At 28.8% G+C, this 16,681-nt stretch carries 18 protein-coding genes; 2 read left to right on the top strand and 16 right to left on the bottom strand.

All coding sequences use genetic code 11. The annotated features are described in order from the left end of the window. Positions 1-147 precede the first annotated feature (147 nt). Entirely contained in the window at positions 148-1,620 is a 1,473-nt protein-coding gene (locus AC2JAQ_RS07915) for a nicotinate phosphoribosyltransferase (protein ID WP_488458736.1), read from the top strand. Between the two features lie 86 nt (positions 1,621-1,706). On the opposite strand, the gene AC2JAQ_RS07920 is transcribed toward AC2JAQ_RS07915, so the two are convergent. Continuing rightward, positions 1,707-1,883, bottom strand: coding sequence for a hypothetical protein (locus AC2JAQ_RS07920; protein WP_322503278.1), 177 nt, complete (start codon positions 1,881-1,883; stop codon positions 1,707-1,709). 29 nt (positions 1,884-1,912) lie between these two features. Beyond that, positions 1,913-2,248, bottom strand: coding sequence for a hypothetical protein (locus AC2JAQ_RS07925; protein WP_423240283.1), 336 nt, complete (start codon positions 2,246-2,248; stop codon positions 1,913-1,915). A gap of 633 nt (positions 2,249-2,881) precedes the next feature. Here AC2JAQ_RS07925 and perR point away from each other — a divergent pair. Further along, positions 2,882-3,301 carry a transcriptional regulator PerR gene (gene perR, locus AC2JAQ_RS07930; RefSeq protein WP_488458737.1) on the top strand — a complete coding sequence of 140 codons (420 nt, stop codon included), beginning with the start codon at positions 2,882-2,884 and terminating at the stop codon, positions 3,299-3,301. 126 nt (positions 3,302-3,427) lie between these two features. Here the strand turns inward: perR and pepV are convergent, their stop codons facing one another. The 14 genes from pepV to cbiD all read right to left on the bottom strand — a co-directional run bounded on the left by pepV (position 3,428) and on the right by cbiD (position 16,676). Next, positions 3,428-4,825, bottom strand: a complete 1,398-nt coding sequence (gene pepV / locus AC2JAQ_RS07935; RefSeq protein ID WP_488458738.1) for a dipeptidase PepV — start codon at positions 4,823-4,825, stop codon at positions 3,428-3,430. Positions 4,826-4,972: 147 nt separating this feature from the next. Then, a complete protein-coding gene (locus AC2JAQ_RS07940; protein WP_488458739.1) occupies positions 4,973-6,283 on the bottom strand; it encodes a uracil-xanthine permease family protein in 1,311 nt (436 codons plus the stop codon). Between the two features lie 292 nt (positions 6,284-6,575). Next, positions 6,576-6,986, bottom strand: a complete 411-nt coding sequence (locus AC2JAQ_RS07945; RefSeq protein ID WP_488458740.1) for an acyl-CoA thioesterase — start codon at positions 6,984-6,986, stop codon at positions 6,576-6,578. A gap of 162 nt (positions 6,987-7,148) precedes the next feature. Continuing rightward, positions 7,149-7,904 carry an ABC transporter ATP-binding protein gene (locus AC2JAQ_RS07950; protein WP_488458741.1) on the bottom strand — a complete coding sequence of 252 codons (756 nt, stop codon included), beginning with the start codon at positions 7,902-7,904 and terminating at the stop codon, positions 7,149-7,151. Then, a complete protein-coding gene (locus tag AC2JAQ_RS07955) occupies positions 7,901-8,947 on the bottom strand; it encodes a FecCD family ABC transporter permease (protein ID WP_488458742.1) in 1,047 nt (348 codons plus the stop codon). The genes AC2JAQ_RS07950 and AC2JAQ_RS07955 overlap by 4 nt, the downstream gene beginning before the upstream one ends. A 412-nt stretch (positions 8,948-9,359) precedes the next feature. Next, positions 9,360-10,358, bottom strand: coding sequence for an ABC transporter substrate-binding protein (locus AC2JAQ_RS07960; RefSeq protein ID WP_488458743.1), 999 nt, complete (start codon positions 10,356-10,358; stop codon positions 9,360-9,362). A 12-nt stretch (positions 10,359-10,370) separates the two neighbouring features. Next, positions 10,371-11,135 carry a cobalt-precorrin-6A reductase gene (locus tag AC2JAQ_RS07965; RefSeq protein ID WP_488458744.1) on the bottom strand — a complete coding sequence of 255 codons (765 nt, stop codon included), beginning with the start codon at positions 11,133-11,135 and terminating at the stop codon, positions 10,371-10,373. Between the two features lie 18 nt (positions 11,136-11,153). Then, positions 11,154-11,876: a precorrin-3B C(17)-methyltransferase gene (gene cobJ / locus AC2JAQ_RS07970; protein WP_003452107.1), complete on the bottom strand. Its 723-nt coding sequence runs from the start codon at positions 11,874-11,876 to the stop codon at positions 11,154-11,156. A gap of 2 nt (positions 11,877-11,878) precedes the next feature. Next, positions 11,879-12,892: a cobalt-precorrin 5A hydrolase gene (cbiG, locus tag AC2JAQ_RS07975; RefSeq protein ID WP_488458745.1), complete on the bottom strand. Its 1,014-nt coding sequence runs from the start codon at positions 12,890-12,892 to the stop codon at positions 11,879-11,881. A gap of 2 nt (positions 12,893-12,894) precedes the next feature. Further along, the gene (gene cobM / locus AC2JAQ_RS07980; protein WP_488458746.1) at positions 12,895-13,650 is read right to left on the bottom strand and encodes a precorrin-4 C(11)-methyltransferase; all 756 of its coding nucleotides are present in this window, start codon (positions 13,648-13,650) and stop codon (positions 12,895-12,897) included. A 14-nt stretch (positions 13,651-13,664) separates the two neighbouring features. Next, positions 13,665-14,327, bottom strand: coding sequence for a cobalt-factor II C(20)-methyltransferase (locus AC2JAQ_RS07985; protein WP_488458747.1), 663 nt, complete (start codon positions 14,325-14,327; stop codon positions 13,665-13,667). Further along, positions 14,327-14,920, bottom strand: a complete 594-nt coding sequence (gene cbiT, locus AC2JAQ_RS07990) for a precorrin-6Y C5,15-methyltransferase (decarboxylating) subunit CbiT (RefSeq protein WP_488458748.1) — start codon at positions 14,918-14,920, stop codon at positions 14,327-14,329. Before cbiT ends, AC2JAQ_RS07985 begins: the two co-directional genes overlap by 1 nt. Before the next feature lie 19 nt (positions 14,921-14,939). After that, entirely contained in the window at positions 14,940-15,551 is a 612-nt protein-coding gene (gene cbiE, locus AC2JAQ_RS07995; RefSeq protein ID WP_488458749.1) for a precorrin-6y C5,15-methyltransferase (decarboxylating) subunit CbiE, read from the bottom strand. Between the two features lie 27 nt (positions 15,552-15,578). After that, positions 15,579-16,676 (bottom strand): cobalt-precorrin-5B (C(1))-methyltransferase CbiD, encoded by a 1,098-nt coding sequence (cbiD, locus tag AC2JAQ_RS08000; protein ID WP_488458750.1) that lies wholly within the window; start codon positions 16,674-16,676, stop codon positions 15,579-15,581. Positions 16,677-16,681 lie beyond the last annotated feature (5 nt).

Consider the following 16,681-nt stretch of genomic DNA (forward strand, 5'->3'; position numbering starts at 1 on the left):
TTCTCCTAATTTTAATACAATTTATTTTAATTATTGACTAAATTAATACTTAGTAAAACATAATATTTAGTAACATATATATTGTAATAATTCTAACTACTGGTTACAATAGTTATTGACAACTTATGAAAAGGAGATAAATTTTATATGGATTATAAGTTTGATGTAAAAAACCCTAGAAATCTTACAATGCTAGTTGATTTCTATGAACTTACTATGGCAAATGGCTATTTTAAAAATGGTATAGAAAATAAAATTGCCTATTTTGATATGTATTTTAGAAGAGTACCAGATGGCGGCGGTTACTGTATAATGGCTGGTGTTGAACAATTAATAGAATACCTATCAAATCTACACTTTTCAGAAGATGATATAGCATATTTAAAATCAAAAGAAATATTTTGTGATAAATTCTTAGAATTTTTAATAAATTTTGAATTTACTTGTGATGTTTGGGCAATTCCAGAGGGTAATCCTGTTTTCCCAAATGAACCTTTAGTTATAGTGAAGGGACCTGTAATACAAGCACAATTTGTTGAAACTATGATACTTCTTACTATAAATCACCAAACACTTATAGCTACTAAAGCCAATAGAATATGTAGAGCTGCTGGCGATAAAACTGTTATGGAATTCGGTTCTAGAAGAGCCCAAGGATATGATGGAGCAATCTATGGTGCAAGAGCTGCTGCCATAGGAGGATGTCATTCTACAGCATGTACAATAGCTGACCAAATGTTTGATATACCAGCTATAGGGACTATGGCTCATAGTTGGATTCAACTTTTTGGAGATGAATATGAAGCATTTAAAGCGTGGGCAGTTGCGTATCCAGATAATTGTACTCTTTTAATAGATACATATAATGTTTTAAAATCTGGTGTTCCTAATGCAATTAGAGTTTTTGATGAGGTATTAAAGCCTTTAGGTAAAAGACCAAAAGGAATAAGAATAGATAGCGGTGATATTACTTATCTTTCTAAAAAATGTAGAAAAATGCTAGATGATGCTGGATACCCAGATTGTAAAATAATAGTTTCAAACTCCTTAGATGAATTTATAATAAGAGATGTATTAAGCCAAGGAGCTTCAATAGATGCTTTTGGAGTTGGAGAAAGACTTATAACAGCTAGATCTGAACCTGTTTTTGGCGGTGTATATAAATTAGTTGCAGTTGAAGATGAAGAAGGTAATATAATTCCTAGAATAAAAATAAGTGAAAATGAAGAAAAGATAACAAATCCAGGATTCAAGAGATTGATAAGAATATTTGATAATACAACCCACACAGCTTTAGCTGATTTGATATTATTAAACGATGAAAAAATAGATACTGATACACCATTAGAAATTTTTAATCCTATACATGTATGGAAAAGAAAAACATTAACTAATTATTATGTTAAAGATTTACTTGTTAAAATATTTGAAAATGGAAAGGTATGCTATACAAATCCATCAGTCATGGAAATTAGAGATTATGCTAAAAAAGAATGTGAAAAGCTTTGGCCAGAAATTTTAAGATTTGAAAACCCTCATACTTATTATGTGGACTTATCAAATGGACTATGGAATCTAAAGCATAATTTACTTCATAGATATTCTAATATATATAAATAATTAAGATTTGTAGGATTCCTTACTCTTCTTTCTTATTATAAATATATAAAAATAAGAGACGCTTCATACCCAAGAAGCGTCTCTTATTAATTTACCTGAGTTAAAACTAAGTCTGATTCCTTATCTTCTTCCCCAAGTAAAAAGTTTTTATCTAAATAAAGAGAAAATACACATTCCTCTCCTGTAATTTTCTCATTCATTGGACATTCTTTATAACAACTAAATTTTTCCCTCTCGCTTGACCAAAATGGACAATATGCCATATTATACTCTCAATCCCCTCTTAATTTAATTATAACATAGTCTTTAAGCCTGCATTTTTTATAACTGTAATGTTTGTAAGCTCATTTTGGAATGCTTTAAGTAAAGCTTTCTCTAAAACTTTTTCGTGATCAAAATTAGCAACATCATTACAAACAGCAAAAACCTTGTTAGTTTCGCCCATAACATTTCTATAAGTTAATGTAACATTTGGTTTTTCATATAATACATCAACTATTTTTATTCCCCATGATAAAGAAGCATAGTCTCCATCTTTCTTTAAGAAACTTAAATCCTTTAATTTTTTCTCTTCCTGATTAGGATCTGTAACAATAATTAATTCGTCTCCAACTTTATATTTTGACATAATTAACCTCCTAAGTAATTAATTTATATAGTAAAGTTTACCACTCATTTAGCTTTAAGTAAAGACTTATACCTTTATATACCAATGTATTATTTGCTAATTTTATTCTTATTATTTATAGTAAATGAATTAATTTTTCAAAATTTTATTTTTATATTTTTTTCTTGAATTAATAAAAAAATTATTAAAAAACATTACATTTTCGTAACATATTAATATATAATTGTAATTACTTTACTTGCAATTCTCTTTTTATAGAAGTAAAATAGTTAATGGCGTTTAAAAATATTTAAATTAAACTTTATTTAACATAAAAGTATTTTTAGAGGTATTTAAAGTTAAAATCTTTAATACCTTTTTTTATGTTGTAAAAAAAAAAGAACAGTTGAAAACTGTTCTTAAAGGAAAATGAAATGAACATGGAAAAACTTTGTTAATTAATTAACAACCTTTAAATAAATTTTATCATAAAAAGGCTATTTTTACAAGTTTTTTTTATGAATTTTTCTTAAATAATATTAATACTACTGAAAATTTTATAAATATTAAGTAGTATTAAAAGATAATCTTTGACACATAATAATAATTATTATATAATATATTTAATTCTCATAGATGATAGGGATGGTGGAAATGGACAATATAACTACTATTTTTAAAGAAAAAAAATTAAAACTAACGCCTCAAAGGATTGCTGTGTATAAGTACTTAAAAGGTACTAAAGAACATCCATCTGCTGAGACTATTTATAAGGCTTTACAGGAAGATTATCCTACAATGTCATTAGCTACGGTTTATAAAGCATTAAAAACTCTTGTAGAAGTTGAATTAATACAAGAGATTAATGTTGGTGAAGGAAACTTTAGGTATGATGGTAATGCAAAGGATCACTGTCATGTTCAATGTTTAACTTGTAGTAGAGTTGACGATCTTGAAAATTTAGATTATAACCATCTAAATGAAGAAGCCCAAAAACATTCAAACTATAAAATACTTTCAAATAAGATGTATTTTTACGGAATATGTGAAGAATGTCAGAATAAACATGAATAAAAAAAGAGTGGATTTTCGCCACTCTTTTTTTATTTTCTTAGTTGTCGATTTTTTAACTAACTATATTCATAAAGTTAAGATTAGCTAAAAAATATACACTTTTATTTATTTTATTAATATCTAAAATTATTTTGCTAATTCATATAAAGCTTTTGCATATATTTTACTTATTAAAATTAAGTCATCTATTTTAATATATTCATTTGGTTTATGAATAACATCTGGTTCTCCTGGGAATATTGGTCCAAATGCTACTGTATTAGGCATTTCTTTAGCATATGTTCCTCCCCCAATAGACATTAATTCTCCTTCTTTTCCTGTTTCTTCTTTATATACTTTTTGTAAAGTCTTTATTAAAGGATGATCTGGTGAAAAATATAATGGTTTTTGATGTTCAAAATTTTCTATTTCTATGCCTTTTCCACTTATTCTTTCATTAAATGGTTTCATCATATCTTCTAAAGTATTAGTAACAGGATATCTTAAGTTTAGAGTAACTCTTGCTTCTTTATTATTTAAATCGATCACTCCAACGTTAAAGCTTAATTTTCCTGAAGCTTTATCCTCTAAGAATATACCGAATTTTTCTCCATATACATCTTCGCCAATATTATCATTTAAGAATTTAATAAAGTCTTTAATATCCTTTTGTGCTAAATCTAATTCTGATAATATTTTAACTGATTGCATAATAGCATTTATACCCTTTTCTGGTGTACTACCATGAGCTGAAACACCAAATACTTTTAATTCGATTTCATCATTGCTGTGTGATAATTCAAACTTAATATTATTTTCCTTAGCAACCTTTTCTATTAATTCACAAACTTTATCTACTTCTTTAGTTTTTAGTTTTGTTTCACAAAGACTAGCAACTACATTTGATGCTATTCCGCCCTTTATACTTTCAACACATACATTGCCAGTAACTAAATCTTCTCCAAAAGCTTTAACAATGTCAAAAATAGTGATACCCTTTTCTCCATTTATTATTGGGAACTCTGCATCTGGAGTAAATCCTGCTACTGGAGCTTTTTCATGTTCTAAGTAGTATTCTATATCTTTGCTTCCAGTTTCCTCGTTAGTACCAAATATTATTCTTATTCTCTTTGATATAGGCAATCCTAAATCTTTTATAGCCTTTAAACCATATAATGATGCCATGATTGGTCCTTTATCATCAGTTGTTCCTCTTCCATACATTTTTCCATCATGTATCTCTGCACCATACGCTGGATAGATCCAATCATCTCCTTCTGGAACAACATCTAAATGTCCTAAAGCAGCTACATATTCTTCTCCATCACCATATTCAGCATAACCTACATGTCCATCTAAATTAACTACTTTAAAGCCTAATTTTTTTGAAATTTCTAAGGCACATTCAAGAGATTTTGCAACTCCCTCTCCAAAAGGCATACCCTCTTTAGGTTCATCTTCGACACTTTTGATTTTAATAATATTTTGTACTGACTCAACTATATCTTCTTTCATTTCATCAATTTTACTACTTATTAAATTCATTTTTGACACTTCCTCTCATTAATTTGTGTTAACAAAATATTAATATTTATTATTAATATGATACCACATTCTAATAAAATTTTCTAATTTTTTTATATAAAAAATAACAAGTCATTTTAATTTTAAAATGACTTGTTATCACTCTTTTTAAACAGTTATTTCTTTGCTGTTCTTTACTGCTTCAAATTTAGTTATTATTAAATTTAAGATAACCCCTACTAAAGCAGCTAAACTTAACCCAGATATACTTACAGCCTCACTTATATTTATTCCTATAGGTTTTTCCATAAATAAACCTGATAGACCAACAAACATTATTGTTGTCATTAATATTATGTTAGTTTTATTTAACTTAACTTTTTCGTTCTTTATTGTCTTAACTCCTACTAATGCAATCATAGAGAATAGCATTAAACTTATTCCTCCCATTACTGATTGAGGAATTGTTCTTATAACTGCTCCAAATTTCGCTATAAAGCTTAGTATTATGGCAAAAACAGCTGTTAATCTTAGAATTGATGGATTATAATTTTTAGTTATTGCCAAAACTCCTGTATTTTCTCCATAAGTAGTGTTAGCAGGTCCTCCTAATAAAGATGCTACTAAAGTTGCTAGTCCATCTCCTAATATTGTTCTATTTAAGCCTGGATCTTCTATAAAGTTTTTACCTACCACCTGTCCATTAGTAGTTATATCTCCTATATGCTCCATTGATACAGCTAATATTACTGGTAAAGTTATCATTATTGCCCCAAAATCAAATTTTGGAAGTGTAAAGTTTGGCACTGCAACCATAGTGCTTTGTTGAATTAAACTCGTATCAACTTGTCCTAATACTAAGCTTAAATTATATCCAACTGCAACTGCTGTTATTATTGCTAATTGTGAGAAAAATCCCTTTCCAAACTTACTTATTAATAATGCTAATCCTAATGTAGTAATCGCTATTATAACTGAAGTAATTGCTCCTGATTCACCAGCTATTAAAGATTTAACACCAGCCATTTCTAAAGCATTAGGTATAAGATTTAAACCTATAACCATTATCATAGGACCTACCACTCTTGCAGGTAAAAATCTTCTTATTCTCTCTACACCTATTTTCTTTATTCCAAAAGAAATTAATACATATACTAATCCTGCAAAGAATATTCCTCCTTGAGCATATCTTAAATCGCCATACTCCTTAGCAACTGCTGTAATTACAGGTATAAATGCAAAAGATGATCCTAAAAATACTGGAACTTTTCCCTTAGTACATAAATGGAATATTAAAGTACCTACTCCTGCTGTGAATAAAGCTACTGATGGGTCAAGTCCTGTTACCATAGGTACTAATATTGTAGCTCCAAACATAGCAACTAAATGCTGTAAGCCTAGAATACCATTTTTAAAATAGGATAAAATTCCTTCTGTCTTAATACTGCTTTTTTCTTTACTAATTACTTGTTGTGCCATAAATTTTAAGCCTCCTTATTTTTATTAAGGAGAAAGCTCTGTTTCTCCTCTTTCCAGCCTCACGGGACTGATTTAAAAAGGTAAAAATAAAACTTCTTGCCAGATTAGAGGCAAGAAGTTAATTCTTTAAACTAATAAAATTATATTTATAATCTAAATAATTAAAATTCTTTCAAGCCTCTCTGGACTGAATTAAAGAATAATTTTATTTTATTAGATTATATTTTAATTAATATATATTTTCAATAAACAAAAAAGTTTTTAACACTTAATTAATCAATTATTCACCAATTTAACACCCACTTAATTTTTTCCACATTTCTGGATGAGCTTTTTTAAGGTTTATTATTTTAAAAGTAGCACTATCAACAAAAGTTTGAAGTGTTTTTCCTGTAGCAATAAGCTTATTATCACTTTCTCTTTTAACAGTATATTTTAATCCTACTTTAATAGGTGTTATCTCATCATATTCTGTCTCTATCATAAGATTATCTCCATACTTTGCAGCATCTATATATTTACATTGTGTCTCAACTAATGGCATCATAACTCCGCTATCTTCCATATCCTTATATCTTATTCCAAACTTTTCTATGAAATCCTCTCTTGCTGATTCAAAATATATATAATAGTTGGCATGATGTACAACCTTCATTGCATCTGTTTCTGCATACCTTACCTTAATTCTACTTATACTTTTCATATAAAATTACTCCTTAACAAAATTTATTTTCCATATTGTAATTTTATATTATTTTACTTTGATTTACAAACATTTTGATACTTTAAAAATAAAACTAGTTAAAATATAAAAACTACCCTGCTTTAAATAAAAATTACTGTTTATCTAAAGCAGAGCCTAAAATTAAAATAAAAAATTTATCGTTATATTTCCTTTTGAATTTTCTCCTATTTCACATTCAACCCCAAAGACATCCTTTATATTTTTAGGAGTTAAAACCTTTCTTGTTTCCCCTCCGCAAATAATCTTTCCCTTATTCATCATATATACTTTATTACAATAAGCCGAAACTAAATTCATGTCATGTAGTGCCGCTAAAACTGTTATATTTAATTCTTTGACGATATTCATTATTTCTATTTGATATTTAATATCTAAGTGGTTTGTAGGCTCATCTAGCAAAAGAATTTCTGTCTTTTGAGCTAGAGCTCTAGCTAATAAAACTCTTTGTTTTTCACCACCTGATAAACTTAAAAAATCTCTATCTTTATACTCAAGCATATTTACTTTTTCTAATGAGTCTTTTACTATTTTATAATCTTCTTTATTATCTAATTGAAAAGTTTTTTTGTAAGGATTTCTTCCCATAAGTACAATATCCTTAACCTTAAAGCTAAAATTATATTGATTAAATTGACTTACTACAGCCAGCTCTCTTGCCATTGACTTTATACTTATGTTATTTATCTCCTTACCATTTATATATATTTCTCCACTCTTTTTATCTAGTAGCTTATAAATAGTTTTTAATAAGGTTGATTTACCACTTCCATTTGGGCCTATAATCCCAACAAAATCTCCTTTATTAACATTAAAAGAAATGCCCTTTATAATTTTACTCTTACCTAATTCAACCTTTAAATCTTCTAATTTTATCATAATCCCTGCTCCTTTTCTCCATTTCCCTTTATCATTAACCATAATAAAAATGGAGCACCTATTACAGATGTAATTATTCCTATAGGAAGTTCCATATTAGAAACTGCACACCTAGCAATAACATCTGCCCATATAAGAAATATAGCACCTAATAGAGCACTAAAGGGTAATAAAATTTTATGATCTGTACCAAATATAAGCCTTACAATATGAGGAATCATAATACCTACAAAACCTATAGTTCCACATACTGAAACAATTACTCCAGTTACTAAAGAAGATAATATCATATATATCTTTCTATGCTTTTCCACATTTAACCCTAAGGTAATAGATGTTTCATCCCCTAATACCATTAAGTTTAAATTTCTATATTGAGTAAAGAAATATATTAAAGGAATTATTGATACAACTATAGGAAGAGCTATATTACTCCATTCTGCTCCAGCAAGGCTTCCCATCATCCAGAAGTTAACTGTCCTTATCCCCTCATTATCCTTTGATAAAAAAATTATAAGACTAGTTAGAGATGAGCATATAGAACTTATAACCATACCCGCTAATATCATCTTAAAAGGCGTTATACGCCCTCCTATTTTGGCTAAGAAATAAACTAGTATAGAAGCCATTAAAGCTCCTAGGAATGCTCCTAGCCCTACACCAAAACTTGATAAAACTCCAGAAAATCCTACAAGTATTGAAAATGTCGCTCCTAGAGAAGCTCCTGAAGATAGTCCTAATATATATGGATCTCCTAAAGGATTTTGTATAGTGGCTTGCATGATTACTCCAACAACTGCTAATGACATTCCTGTAAAAGCCCCTAAAATCACTCTAGGCATTCTAACTTCCCATATTATATCGAAAACTGTACTATTTAATAAGGCTCCTAAATTCCCTATTTTAATTCCAAATACTTTGTATAGAAATACTCTATACACATCATAAGGAGGAATATCTACAGCACCAAAGGATATTCCTAATATTATAGATAATATAAAAAGTATAACTAATAAAACAGCAATTATAACTTTTTTATTCATTCTCCTATTTAATTTAAACAACTATATTTAACACTCCTCTATTGAAGTTTAATAAACTTTTTTAACTCTATTTTAATTTATACCTAATAATTACTAAGCTCTAAGGCTCCACCTTATTAAAGCGAGAACCTTAGAGCTTCTAAAATTTTTAAGTTTAAGCTATGTTTTAGACTAGTGTTGATTTTTAGATAGAACTGTAAGACCATCTTAATAAGCATCTAGTATTGCATTATATGCGTAAGAATAATAGTGTTAAGAAGCTTTTTCTGTTTGAGCGTAGCGAGTTTAAAAGCTTTAGCTATTATTCTGAAGCAGATGATAGCAATACTTTGCGAAATTAAGCTAGGTCTGAAGAGCTAGCTAAAAATCAACATTCACCTAAAACAGAGCATAAGTTTTAAAAAACTAACTTTTATTTTACTAGGTCTGGATATAAGCCTTTTGCTATTCTTTCTATTCCATCTACAGTTCTTACTCCTCCTGCATATGTCTCTGAAAGTGGAGTATATATTATTCTATTTTCTTTTATTGCTGTAACATTTTTTAATGCTTTATTATCTAATAAAGAACTCTCTTCTTGGTTATCTTTATTTTGCATTAAGTAATGTATAAGAACAATAGCATCTGGATTCATTTCTATTATATTTTCAACTCCAACACTACCTGAATCCTTAGCTATATTAACTCCACCCGCCTTAGAAACCATATCTGAAACTAAAGTCTTTGGTCCATAAACTCTATATTTATTTTCTCCTTCACCCTCTAGTATTAAAACCTTCATTGGTTCTTTAACAGATTTTATCTTCTCAGAAACAGAATTTATTCTTGATTTCATATCATCAACATACTTAGTTGATTTTTCTTCTATATTAAATATTTTACCTATATCATTTATATCATAGTAAACATCCTCTAAAGTTTGTTCTTTTGAAATTCCAGAGTTTCTTTGAATAAAAGTTTTAACTCCCTTTTCATTCCATGACTCTACAGAACCTAAGTTCTTTTCTGAAAATACACTTTTCCATCCCATTATTAAATCTGGATTTAAGGCTAAAACAGCTTCTTTACTTGGATATGTTTCAGAGATTACATTGATATTTTTATATTTTTCTTCTAATCTTGGAAGTATAGGGCTATCCATAAATGATGTTCCTACTAAATATTCTTGTAAATCTAAATCAAGCATTATTTCTGTAGTTGTTTGGTTTGTACTAATAACTCTCTTAGGTTTACTTTCAAAAGTTTCTTGAAATTCTTTACCATTTTGGTCATATGTACTTATTGTTACTGGGTAACCTTCCTCAGTATTTTTTGAATCTGTACTTCCCTTTGAACTTCCAGTACATCCTGCTAAAGCTAAGGAAAATACTAATCCTATAGTAGCTAAACCTAAAATTCTTTTTCTTCTCATTTTATCCCCCTGTTATTTCAAAATATTTTTAACATATTCTACTGTTTCATCTATATCAGAAAAACATCTACCATAATCCACCTTAGGCTTTTCGACTATTATTAATTTAATATTTGAATCTAGTGCAGCCGTTGCTTTTTCTAAAGCTCCCCCTCTTTCACCACTATCTTTAGTTAGAAGAGCCTTTGCTTTGTATTCATCTATAAAGGCCTTATTAAGTTCATATCCAATAGGCCCTTTAATCGCAACTATATCCTCAATCTTAACTCCTAAATCTATAAGATCATTCATAACTTTTTTTGAAGGTAATACTCTATGAATAACTCTATTTTCAAGAGAAGATTCTAATATCTGCTTTACTCCATTACTTCCTGTAGTATTCAAAATAGGTCCATCAATAATAGAGTCTAATTCTTTAAGCTTGTCTAATCCACTTATTCTAATAATATTAGGATGATTTAACTCTTTTAATACACCATTTCTTTCATATCTTATGTATTCTATGTTTAAGTCCTTACATACTTTTATTGTGTTTTCACTAACATTCTTTGCATAAGGATGAGAAGCATCAACTATTCCTTTTAAATTAAATTCTTTAGCAAAATTTAAAAGTCCTTCTTCATCTAAAGGCTTGGTATTCATAAATGCAACTGGAAATTCTTTTAAAAGTTCTCCACCATATTCTGTAGCTGTAGATATAACTATTTTATCTTCAAATCCCTTAAGCTTTTTAAGAAACTCTCTTCCTTCTGAAGTTCCTAATATAAGTGCAATCACATTCTCACCCCATTAGTTTTATTTTTTTATTTTATATCCTCTTGGAGTTACAAAATATCCATCTTTAATATAACTTTTTGAGTTTCCTATGATTACTATTGAGAACATATCAACTACTTCATCATTAAAGTCTTTTAAAGTAAATATTTCTTTACTTTCTCCTTCTCTTAAAGCATTTCTAACAACTGCTATAGGAGTTTCCTCTCCTCTAAATTCCTTAATTATATCAACACACTCTCTTAAATAGTGTGGTCTTCCCTTACTCTTTGGATTGTAAAGAGAAATTACGAAATCTCCCTCTGCTGCTAAACGAACTCTTTTCTTTATATCTTCATAAGGAGTCATTAAATCACTTAAACTTATGTTACAGTTATCATGCATTAAAGGAGCACCTAAAACTGATCCTGCTGCACTAGATGCTGTAATACCAGGTATTATTTCAACATTTTCATCTTTTCTCATCTCTAAGATAAGCCCAGCCATACCATAAATTCCTGAATCACCAGTACTTATTAAAGCAACCTTTTTATCCTTACTAAGTTCTAAAGCTTCTCTACATCTTTCTTCTTCTCCACGCATACCAGTTTTGAAGATTTCCTTATCTTTTATTAAATCTTTAACCATTTCTATATATTTAGTGTAACCAACTATTATGTCAGATTCTTCAATAGCTTTAACCGCTCTTAAAGTCATTTCATCTAATCCACCTGGTCCAATTCCAATTACATATAATTTTCCCATTCTTATTCCTCCTTATTATGTAGCTTAAGCTTTCCAATAGTTAACGTCATTCCATTTTTCTTTAATTTATTTACTACAATATTTCCATCCATTAAAACAACTGCTGGCTCCGATACAGCTCTTACTCCAACAGATTTTTCTACGAAATCACTACCTTCAAATTCATCTTGAACACTTTTAATCTCTTCCTTAGAAAATGTTTCAAAAGGACAATTTAAATATTTACTTAAATCTAAAATAGCTTCTTCGTCTTTTTTTAAATCTATTGATCCTATTTTTAAGACAGCTCTCTTATCAATATTTAAACCTTTAAGTGAAGATTCAACAAAATCTATTAAATCTTGTGAAGGTACTCCTTTTCTACACCCTACTCCAAGTAATATATTTTTTCTTATTAATCTTAAAACTCCCTTAAGGTTTTCCTCTTCACTTTTTTCCTTATTAGTTATCCAAAGAGTGTTGTCTTTTAATAAATATGTACTTTCATAGCCTAAAGGCAATTTGATCAAATTATTATCATCCATAAAATAAACTTTTTTATTATTTACTAACCTTGAAGCCATATCTTTAGCCTTTTTTAAATCTTCTATAATAAGATTATTACTTTTAGCAACCATATCTGGTGCAACTTTATTTTGATTATCTGTAGCAGTTGTTATAACTGGAGTGTTATTTAAAACTTTGCTTACTTCTAAAGTTAATTCATTGGCTCCACCAATATGTCCTCCAGCTAAACTTATAGTAAACTTATTGTTTACATCAACCACAACAATCCCTGGATCCTTATCTTTTTTTACTATAAAAGGAGTTATAGCTCTCACTGCAATTCCTGTTGAACTTATAAAAATAATATTCTTACAAGTTTCAAACATTTCCTGTGTAGCTCCTTTTAAAGAAAAATCTTCACATTTACTTTTATAAATTCCTTTGAAACTAATATTATTTTCTTCAAAAAAATCCTTAAGCTTATCTCCTATAAAGTCTCCCTTTTCAGTAACACTTATTATTCCAATCATATTTATTCAATTCCTTTTCTGAACATATGAGTAAAATGCTTATCATAAAGAAGACTCTTCTCATAATTACAGTCAATGAAATCTCCAACTAATATTTGAGCACATTTATTTATACCAGCTTCCTTAACCTTTTCTGATATATTTTCTAATGTTCCAATGATTATTTCTTGATCATCCCATGTTGCTCTAGAAATTACAGCTATAGGAACATCCTCTCTTCCATATCCTCTTTTTAATTTTTCAACTACCTTATCAATCATTGATATAGAAAGGAATAATGCCATAGAAGCCCCGATTGAAGCTAACTTTTCTAAATCTTCTGTTTCTGGTACTGGTGTTCTTCCTTCAACTCTAGTTAATATAACAGTTTGAGTTACTGATGGAAGGGTAAACTCTTTCTTTATAGCTGAAGCTGCTGCCGTAAATGAACTTACTCCTGGTACAACCTCATATTCTATATTAAACTTGTCTAGCTCATCCATTTGTTCCTTAATAGCTCCATATATTGATGGATCTCCAGTGTGAAGTCTTACTATTACTTTATCTTCACCATCATTTTCTTTTATAACTTCAACTACCTCTTCTAAAGTCATTGAAGCTGAGTTATATATTTTAACTCCTTCTTTACAAACATCTAAATGTTCTTTACTTACTAAAGATCCTGCATATATTACAACATCTGCTTTTTCTAATAAATTTCTTCCTCTAACAGTTATTAAATCAACAGCTCCTGGTCCTGCACCTATAAAATAAAGCATTTTTATTCCTCCTCTTATCTACTTGCTAGTATTAAAGACATATAATCTCTATGATTTACAATTTCTTCTCTAGTTCTTAGAATTTTTTCTCCTTCTCTACCTGCTCTACTAACTAGCACATAGTCAAATCCCTTTTCTTCTAGAACGTCTATAACTTCTTCTTCCTTTTTATAAACTTTCATTATTACAACGAACTTCTCATCTTTTATATCATGTACTCTAGCTGCTGGAAGAACAAGTAATGGTTCATTACCTACAACTAATGTTCTATCAACTATACTAGCTGCAGCACAAAAAGATGTTATTCCTGGAATAGTTTTTACATGGAAACCATGATCTTCTACATAATTTAATAAATGTATATATGTACTATAAACATAAGGGTCACCTATAGTTAAGAAACTTACATTTTTTCCTTCATTAAGTTTTTCTAAAATAAAGTCATAAGCCTCTTTAACTTTTAAATCTCTATTTTTCTTTCCCATTGGAAAATGTTTAACAGCTATTTCTGTTCCCTCTTTTATATATTCTTGAGCAGCGATTAATGCTATACTCTCCCCACCTTCTTCTGCACTTGGAGCTACTATAACATCACTATTTCCAATAGCTTTTACTGCCTTTACTGTTAATAATTCACTATCTCCAGGTCCTACACCTATTCCATATAATATTGCCATTAAATTTCCTCCTTAAACGCCTTAACAATAAAAATTGGATTATTGCTAATCATCATGTATGTATTTTCTCTATTTTTGCTTATGTTAACTAAAGAAATTTCTGTTTTATATTCTAATTTCTTTAAGAATTCTATTGCATTATATGCATTGTTTAAAGTTATAAAGTTTAATACTAAAACTCCATCCTCTTTTAAGATTTCATCTGATATATTTATAATTTTTTCAAGTCCTCCACCAGAACCCCCTATAAATATAGAATCAAATTTTGAGATTTTTTCTTCTTTAACTTCCTTTGAAAGTGATTCCATATGTTCTATAGCATCACCCTCTAATAAAGTAACATTATTACACTGAAACTTTTTTAAGTTCTCTTTAGTTACTCTTAGAGCTTCTTCATCTCTTTCTATAGAAAATACTTTTCCCTCTTCTATAAATTTAGAAGCTTGAATAGTAATACTACCAGTTCCACTTCCTATATCTAAAAAATTAGAATTTGTATCTAAATCTAGTTTGCTAATAGTAAGAATCCTAATATCCTCTTTTGTCATAGGACATTTTCCTCTAATAAACTCTGAATCCTTTATAAACTTCATATATCCTCCAAAGGAAAATTTATCTTTCAATTATTATTACAGATAAATCTCCATAATCCTTTTCGCAAATTTCTCTTGGACTTCCAATTGTTATGTTTTCATCTTCATATGAAAGATTTTCTCCAACATACACAGTACACTCTATAGAATTTTCTATTAACTTTTTACTTAGTTCATTTGGAGTATTCTTTTTATCAGTTAACCATATAGAAAGTTTGTTTTTTTTGACAACTTCTATAAAATTTTCTTCTCTTCCATGCATACTTCCTACAAAAGCATTATTCCAAGATTTATTTACTTTACATGTTAAATACTGAAAAGAACTTATTCCTGGAATAATAGAAATCTCTCCATCATAATTTTTTCCTATGTAATTCGTAATACCATAAAAGGTAGGGTCTCCTGAAGCAACAATTGAAATATCACTTTCTTCATTTTCATTTAAAAAAGCTATTAATTCACTTAAAGTTTTTACCTTTTTAAACTTTTCGTCTCTTAAATTATTTAAAAACTTTAAGCTTAAAATTGCTCTTTTAAAACCTACTATATAATCACTTTTTTCTAGTTCCTTAATAACCTTTGGAATTATATAGTCTTCATGGCCTGGTCCTAATCCTAGTATCTTAACCAATAGCCTTCATTCCCTTCTAATTTAAGTTTAATCAAACAAGTTTGAATTTTTAGATTCATATAATAATTTCATTTCCTTTGATCCATAATACATAAGAATATTAAAATTTACTTCACCATAAGAGTAAATATCTAATCTCTTTAATACTTTTTCTCCAATTCTCTCATATAACCTTGGGAAATCATCTCCAAGAAGTCTTACAGCACCTTCACTTGTTTTTTCTTCTAAAACCTTTTTAACTAGTTCTAAGTCATATCCCATTAAAGTTAATTCTAAAGCTATAACCTCTAATCTCACATCTGAAACTCTACTATGCGTATTAAAACATCCAAAAGCAATTTTACTTAACTTTCCTATATGTCCTACTATAGTTAAGTCTCTTATTCCCTGAGCTAAAGCACATTCTATAGAAAATCCTACATAATTAGATATAACAACTATATTATCTTTTTTATATCCTCTTTCTCTTAAGAATCTTTCTCCCATATTACCAAATACAAATACAAGTTCTTTATTATTCACTACTTTCTGTCTTATCTCAAGTCTAATAGATTCCTTTAAAGAATCTTCAGACATAGGATACACAATTCCTGTAGTACCAAGTATCGATATTCCATCAACTATACCTAGTCTTGGATTAAAGGTTTTCTTAGCAATCTCCCTCCCTCTTGGAACGAAAATTGTTATTTTAACCCCTTTATTCTTAGGTAATACACTAAGAACTTCCTTTTTAATCATTTCTCTAGGCACTGGATTTATAGCCGGCTGTCCTTTTTCTACAAAAAGACCATCTTTAGTGACTACTCCAACACCTTCTCCTCCACATAATTCAAAGCCTTCTGGAATTTCTTCTGCCTTCGCAAATATAGATATTCCTGATGTAGCATCAATATCATCTCCACCATCTTTGATTATAGAACAAACAACTGAGTCTTTTTCAATCTCTATATCTTGTATTTCTAAATTAAGTTTTATATTTTTAGGAGTATCTATTTCTATAACACTTATGTCTTTTTTATGAAAAAGCATATAAGTGGCGGCTTTAGCCGCTGCTGCTGCACAAGATCCTGTAGTGTATCCACATCTAAGTTTCTTTCCGCCGCTTTCTATATACATTTCAAACATTTAGA

Source organism: Clostridium sp. LIBA-8553 (genome assembly GCF_057782465.1).

What these genes read in the sequence shown, in the direction of transcription:
- cbiD (WP_488458750.1), bottom strand. Translation starts at nt 16,676, where the DNA reads ATGTTTGAAATGTATATAGAAAGCGGCGGAAAGAAACTTAGATGTGGA.
- AC2JAQ_RS07915 (WP_488458736.1), top strand. Translation starts at nt 148, where the DNA reads ATGGATTATAAGTTTGATGTAAAAAACCCTAGAAATCTTACAATGCTA.
- AC2JAQ_RS07960 (WP_488458743.1), bottom strand. Translation starts at nt 10,358, where the DNA reads ATGAGAAGAAAAAGAATTTTAGGTTTAGCTACTATAGGATTAGTATTT.
- cobJ (WP_003452107.1), bottom strand. Translation starts at nt 11,876, where the DNA reads ATGGGAAAATTATATGTAATTGGAATTGGACCAGGTGGATTAGATGAA.
- AC2JAQ_RS07940 (WP_488458739.1), bottom strand. Translation starts at nt 6,283, where the DNA reads ATGGCACAACAAGTAATTAGTAAAGAAAAAAGCAGTATTAAGACAGAA.
- cbiG (WP_488458745.1), bottom strand. Translation starts at nt 12,892, where the DNA reads ATGATTGGAATAATAAGTGTTACTGAAAAGGGAGACTTTATAGGAGAT.
- pepV (WP_488458738.1), bottom strand. Translation starts at nt 4,825, where the DNA reads ATGAATTTAATAAGTAGTAAAATTGATGAAATGAAAGAAGATATAGTT.
- AC2JAQ_RS07925 (WP_423240283.1), bottom strand. Translation starts at nt 2,248, where the DNA reads ATGTCAAAATATAAAGTTGGAGACGAATTAATTATTGTTACAGATCCT.
- AC2JAQ_RS07985 (WP_488458747.1), bottom strand. Translation starts at nt 14,327, where the DNA reads ATGGCAATATTATATGGAATAGGTGTAGGACCTGGAGATAGTGAATTA.
- AC2JAQ_RS07950 (WP_488458741.1), bottom strand. Translation starts at nt 7,904, where the DNA reads ATGATAAAATTAGAAGATTTAAAGGTTGAATTAGGTAAGAGTAAAATT.
- AC2JAQ_RS07955 (WP_488458742.1), bottom strand. Translation starts at nt 8,947, where the DNA reads ATGAATAAAAAAGTTATAATTGCTGTTTTATTAGTTATACTTTTTATA.
- cobM (WP_488458746.1), bottom strand. Translation starts at nt 13,650, where the DNA reads ATGCTTTATTTTATAGGTGCAGGACCAGGAGCTGTTGATTTAATAACT.
- perR (WP_488458737.1), top strand. Translation starts at nt 2,882, where the DNA reads ATGGACAATATAACTACTATTTTTAAAGAAAAAAAATTAAAACTAACG.
- AC2JAQ_RS07920 (WP_322503278.1), bottom strand. Translation starts at nt 1,883, where the DNA reads ATGGCATATTGTCCATTTTGGTCAAGCGAGAGGGAAAAATTTAGTTGT.
- cbiT (WP_488458748.1), bottom strand. Translation starts at nt 14,920, where the DNA reads ATGAAGTTTATAAAGGATTCAGAGTTTATTAGAGGAAAATGTCCTATG.
- AC2JAQ_RS07945 (WP_488458740.1), bottom strand. Translation starts at nt 6,986, where the DNA reads ATGAAAAGTATAAGTAGAATTAAGGTAAGGTATGCAGAAACAGATGCA.